Annotated in this window: 6 protein-coding genes and 1 pseudogene; 3 read left to right on the top strand and 4 right to left on the bottom strand. The window is 40.0% G+C overall.

Going from position 1 to position 5,763, the window contains the following annotated elements:
• The 3 genes and pseudogenes from AB4496_RS01150 to AB4496_RS01140 form a co-directional block, all read left to right on the top strand.
• A pseudogene (locus AB4496_RS01150) lies at positions 1-780 on the top strand (porin); the annotation flags it as partial.
• Positions 781-917: 137 nt separating this feature from the next.
• Positions 918-1,169 carry a hypothetical protein gene (locus tag AB4496_RS01145; RefSeq protein ID WP_009848668.1) on the top strand — a complete coding sequence of 84 codons (252 nt, stop codon included), beginning with the start codon at positions 918-920 and terminating at the stop codon, positions 1,167-1,169.
• Between the two features lie 88 nt (positions 1,170-1,257).
• Positions 1,258-1,698: a YcgN family cysteine cluster protein gene (locus AB4496_RS01140; protein WP_102257947.1), complete on the top strand. Its 441-nt coding sequence runs from the start codon at positions 1,258-1,260 to the stop codon at positions 1,696-1,698.
• A 111-nt stretch (positions 1,699-1,809) separates the two neighbouring features.
• Here AB4496_RS01140 and AB4496_RS01135 read toward each other — a convergent pair whose 3' ends face one another.
• From AB4496_RS01135 to AB4496_RS01120, 4 genes are all read right to left on the bottom strand, one after another.
• Positions 1,810-2,283, bottom strand: coding sequence for a hypothetical protein (locus AB4496_RS01135; protein ID WP_133151969.1), 474 nt, complete (start codon positions 2,281-2,283; stop codon positions 1,810-1,812).
• 368 nt (positions 2,284-2,651) lie between these two features.
• Positions 2,652-3,686 (bottom strand): tyrosine-type recombinase/integrase, encoded by a 1,035-nt coding sequence (locus AB4496_RS01130; RefSeq protein ID WP_102257945.1) that lies wholly within the window; start codon positions 3,684-3,686, stop codon positions 2,652-2,654.
• Positions 3,687-3,703: 17 nt separating this feature from the next.
• Entirely contained in the window at positions 3,704-4,789 is a 1,086-nt protein-coding gene (locus AB4496_RS01125; protein ID WP_102257944.1) for a serine/threonine-protein kinase, read from the bottom strand.
• Positions 4,786-5,763 (bottom strand): serine/threonine-protein kinase (locus AB4496_RS01120; RefSeq protein ID WP_372130502.1); only part of this gene is annotated, 978 nt, incomplete at its 5' end. The genes AB4496_RS01125 and AB4496_RS01120, both read right to left, overlap by 4 nt.

Genomic DNA, 5,763 nt, shown 5'->3' with positions numbered 1-5,763 from the left:
GATTACAATATCTCATCATCGAAAGGTGTTTCTCCGAACACATCAATTAGCTTTACTGAACAACCGTTTTTTATCACAGATGAAGTCACAGATCTCGACTCTACCGGTAAATCTGTCCATATAACGAAGACTAAATTTTCAAGTCTTCACCAGTTTGATGGCCCTTACCGTGGAAGGCATATTGATTCGAAAGGTTGGTTTAATTGGTTTAACCAAGATTACGTGGGTCAATACGAAATTGGAGGTAAAAAAGTTTACGCCGTTTCGGACACACAAAATTTAGTCGTCAAAAAAGACTTTAGTGGTGCGGTAGATAGCTGGACTCGCATTGATGTCGACAAAGCTGATCAAGGTAGTGGTGCAGGTGACTGGACTATGTACATGTTTAACAATACAAACAATTTGATAGGTGAAAGCCCAACTTATTGTCAAATCAAAGCGATAGCAGAAGGTAAGCCTGTAGTTCAACTTTTATCATCAACAGGCGTTATGACGCACCCACCAATTACAAACTGTGACCAAGTTGATCCTGGCCATACAAAGAAAGTGATTGCATCATTTAAAGACGGGAATAACAAAACAGTTTCTGTTACTTCTCCTAAGCTAAAAGCAAGCGCTCAACATATTATGGCGCTTGGGCCTATTGTTGATCAAGGACAGAAGGCTAAATTCACAGTGCAAGATGCTAGAGATTTATTGTCATCGACTCGCTATAAAGCGGCTTTAGCAGAAATGACACCGCAATTTTTGTCTTCAAAGCCACATGATATTTTAAAGTAGATTCTGTCTTTGATGAATTGGAAGCACCTTTTATAAGGTGCTTTTTTTGTACATATTAAATAACTTCACTTGGCTAATTTCATTTTTAGGATAGAATCGCCCACCTTCTTTCCTTTGATTCTATTTAAGGTCCAATTATGGAATGCCGTCTTCATTGTGGTGCTTGCTGTACAGCGCCTAGTATTACATCTTCATTCCCCCTTCATCCTCATGGAAAGAAGTCTGGTGAGCGTTGTAAGCAGCTTACTGTTGATAACCTATGTAAACTATTTGGTAAAAAAGAGAGGCCTCAGGTCTGTTTTGACTTTAAAGCTGAAAGCTGGGTATGTGGGGCTACGACAAGCGAAGCTATTCAAATACTCACGGATTTAGAAAGTTCTACCGCATAGCGAAAGAGCGTTAGCTGATTTTATTCTTGAACTTATATTCGGCTAGCGGTATAACACGCACCCCAGTAAAAGAGTAAGAAGTAATCCTATGACGATTCCATTTTGGCAAGAAAAGACACTAGAGCAAATGACCGAGAACGAGTGGGAATCACTGTGTGACGGTTGTGGTAAGTGTTGCCTACATAAACTAATGGATGAAGATAGCGATGAAGTTTACTACACTAATGTGGCGTGTAGCTGGTTAAACGACAAAACATGTTCGTGTAAAGATTACCCGAACCGATTCACTTCAGGTGAAGAGTGTTTGAAGTTGACTCGTGACAAAATCGATGAGTTTCACTGGCTACCAGATACTTGTGCTTACCGTCTTCTATCTGAATCTAAGCCGATTCCTGAGTGGCACCCATTGATTACAGGTTCTAAATCAGAGATGCATGCTGCAGGTGAAAGTGTTCGTAACAAAGTGGTATACGAAATCGATGTTGTCGATTGGGAAGACCACATTCTGAATCACCCCAATAGGGGCTAGGCTCTATAAGGCTTTTCAATAGGTTAAGTGTCTACGCTTAACCTATATACCTCTAAAAACCTCTATACCATGAATCTCTGTAGTCACTATGTGGACATTTATTTACAAGGCCTAACCCTTTCTCAAAGCTGTATTTGCATTTGGGTTTTTAAACGTTGAGCTGTAGTCAGCAAGTGCTTTGTCATGGCGTTGAGGGCGGTGTTGATACATCGTCACTATGCTATAGAAATGGGTGTTGGTTGCGCGATCTTGCTGGCGCTCTAAAACGATGAGGCAGTGAGGCGTTAGATTGACATAAAGGTTGTGCCGTTTTTTTTTGCCTTTGAAAAATTTACCGCCCTGTAGACTAAGTTTTTCCCAAACCAACTCGCTTGCCGAACGCTTGATTTTAGTTAACCAATCCGCGTGACCATGATAAATGTGTTTTTCGCCAAAATCTTGATCGCCTACACGTAAGCGAATAGGCATATCTACTTTTTGCCCCGGCAGTGTATGTGCTGGAATTATAGCCCAATCGATTTCACCATCTACTTCGATGTAATCATTTTTATGTGTACCTTGAGGGGTGAAAATGGGAGCTGGCATGTTATAGTTATAGTGTTGAATTTGAAGGTAGAATATTAACCTCAAACAGGTTACATGTCTAAGTAAACAACGCTTTGTGGTCGTTATTGAAGTACATTGACTTGACATAATGTCCAGAATCGGTAATATTTACATTGTCTGGTGAAGAAGATGAGGTGGGATTTGAGCACGTTGAGTCAAGGCTCCCCACGTGTGCGGTTGTGTTACCAACATCTGAAAAGATTCACAACGAGAACCGGGTGAATAAAAGGTAATTCTTTTGTTCTACTTGATTAGGTGTCATAGACATTTAATAAGTCATACGGGGTTCACACTAGACAATGCATTTTGAAAAGGCTACCTTCGGGTAGCTTTTTTTGTTTCTAGTATTAGTTTTTTGTACCTAGATTAGCCAAAGGGTTTTTCATTAGCACATCTTCTAGATGATCGGGCGCTAAATGCGCGTAGCGCATAGTCTGTTTTATATCACTGTGGCCTAAGATTCTTTGCAGCACAATAATGTTACCGCCGTTCATCATGTAATAAGACGCAAAAGTGTGACGAAGTACATGAGCCGCTTGTTGGGTAAGTCTTGGTACATGCTTCACGATGAAGCGGTAAACCGTTGAGTAACTAATGCTGAATAGTGGGCCCGAACCTTCCTTATAAATCACATCATAGAGTTCTGGGCTAATGGGAACTGAACGGTTCTTTTTACCTTTGGTCTGTGTGAATGTAACTTTGTATTTAGTCAGCTGTGCCCCAGTTAAAGTTGCTGATTCTCTAAATCGCCCACCAGTAGCCAAACATAGCTTAATTACTTTGTGTAAATCGTCATGGTGCGGATGAGCTTCTGCTGCTTCGATTAGATACTGCATCTCTTCAACAGTAAGAAACTCCATTTCAGCTTCATGCAGCTTGAATTGACGAACGGCATTAAGCGGATTGTCGCCTTTCCATTCGTCCATTCTTTGAAGTTCTACAATCATCGCATTCAAGAGATCTTGTTCATTGTTGCAAGTGCGAAACGTCACTTTGAGTTTCTTGCCGTTTAGGTCGGCGATTTCGCCAGCTAATCTCGCAGTGCGGTATTCAGCGAACATCTTGGCCGTGAAATTATGGTAAAGCGGGTCGCCCATACCAAGCGCCATCACTTTGAGTTTATTGTAGGTGTATTTAGAGTGAGTGAGTGACTGGCCGTGGCGTGCTTGCCATAGTTCAAGCATATCAATAAGACTGCGACGTTGAGGTTTTTCACCAAGCCAAGGCTTATTGTCTACTTCCTGTAGCGTGTACTTTTCAAATGCAAGCGCTTCACCCTTGGTGGCGAAGCGCTTACGAACACGTTTGCCATTACGGCCTTGCGGGTAGAGGTCGCAAAGCCATGGTTTTTTGTTGCCGTCTTTTAAATTACGGACCGTCATTATATTTGTATGGCAACTTATTTACAGCGAATAATTGGAAATGCCCTTGCTTGAGGTAATCCAGGGTACTCAGAGAAGCACACTCGCTCACTATGGGAAGCCTGAAGTCCAAAAACTTCTTCAGTATGATAAAATGTATCGTTAGGGCCTATGTTTTTAATGAAGCCCCAACCATGTGTGCCTCGTCGATACTTGATATGTCCATATTTTCTTTCTTGAATAGGGTAACAAAGGGAAGAAAACATTTGAACTAATTGCTCAGAATTTGGACGATTTGAATAGTCGTAATCCAAGCAACTTTTGATAATGCCTAGTAATTGATTGCCTAACGGGTTTAAATGGCGAGATGTATCCATATGAAGGATTGGATCGATAGATTTCTGAGTATGATAGTTAATGACGATTTGGGCAAATTGCGATGTGAAAGGTGTTTTTCCTGTTAGTAGGAAATACATAATTGCACCTATTGACCAAATATCAATATGTTTTCCAGCTTTTGTTTTGTTTAAAACAATTTCTGGGGCCATATAAGGTAGAGCACCAACGAGTGTTTTTGAGCCAGCAATGGAGCTTTCAACATTTTCGGTATCAGAAAAAACCTCGTTGATTTCATCATCAACAAGTTTTGCAATACCAAAGTCAGTGACTTTAATATCTCTAAACTTCTCGCCCCCTACAATCATAATGTTACTTGGTTTGAGATCCCTATGGACGACGTCTGCGCTATGAGATGCAGCTACTGCTTTTGATAGATGATGTCCTATGAAGGCAACGAGACATGGATCTAAATATGAGAAATTATTTCTGAATACAGTGTTTAAATCTTTTCCGTCAATAAGTTCTTCAATTAAGTATTCGCGTTTATCAAAGCCAAAGTAATCTAGAGTTTTCGCCACGTTAGGGTGAATAACACGAGCACTACAAATTGCGGTACTTTTAAATCTCAGGCTAGCCGAATCATTTTTTGGTGTCTTTAAAGCGACTTTTCGTCCAATGTTTTTGTCTATCGCTGAGTAGACTTGTTGCATACCACCTTCGTCGATATAATTTTCGATCACGTATCGATCTGCAATGATGTCGTTAGGTTTGTGAATATGACTCATAATACTATCTCCGGATGAGATGAAGAAAACGAAACAAAGAAACGGTTATTGGCATCTCGAACAAATGTCAGGACGCATGCTCCATAAAGCACCTTACCCACATCTACAATTTCATTATTTATATAAACATGTCCTTCAACTTTAGTAACATAAAAGTCGTATCCGTTGTAATTGATAATAATTGACAAGTCATCAGAAATTTTAATTCTTGTTTTTGGATGAGCTTGGTCAATATTATGGGAGCCTTTCGGTGCAACAAACAAACCAGTATGTTTATTTCGTAGGAGCTCTCTTTGTAATTCAGCAACTAAACTGTTTGCTGAGGGTCTCTCCGTTTTATTTTCTGAAACACATTTATTTAAGAGTGATGTTAGCTTTGAACAAAAGCCAAGCTCAGCAAATCGAGGGCTTTCTGGTTGCGGATTAAGCGTTTTATTGAATTTACATATACCCGAAAATGCAAGTTTGTGTAAGGTCACTCCAAGTGCATAGATATCGACCGCAAATGAAAGTACAACGGAGTCTTGCGTGTATAATCCAAAGGCTTCAGGAGCTAGGTATTCTAATGTACCATGACCATTTACGGTTTGGTGCGGATCACCGATACGAGATACACCAAAATCAAAAATTTTAAGTACACCTTGTTTGTCAAATTTCGCATTATCCAACTTTATATCTCGGTGACATATTCCTGATGAATGTATATCACGTAGTCCAGATGCTAGCTGATAGGCAAGGCTCAAAAATTCTGGGCCATGACACTGACCTACTTTGCTAGCTAGATCTTCCCCATCTAAGTATTCTTGATATATTTCAATGTTAGTTTGGGTTTGAATAACGTCATACAATCCAACAACATGCTTAGACGCAATTGATTTGAGTAGGTTTACTTCCTCAATCGTATTGTTCTTCTTACTAATGGGGATTGTTTTTATTGCGACTTCACGATCAAGGAATATATCTCTATAAAGAGA

This window comes from Vibrio sp. 10N.222.46.A1, assembly GCF_041473595.1.
GTDB classification, from domain to species: Bacteria; Pseudomonadota; Gammaproteobacteria; order Enterobacterales; family Vibrionaceae; genus Vibrio; species Vibrio tasmaniensis_A.
Note: the sequence above shows the minus strand (reverse complement) of the source record. Positions and strands in the feature narration are given on the sequence as shown.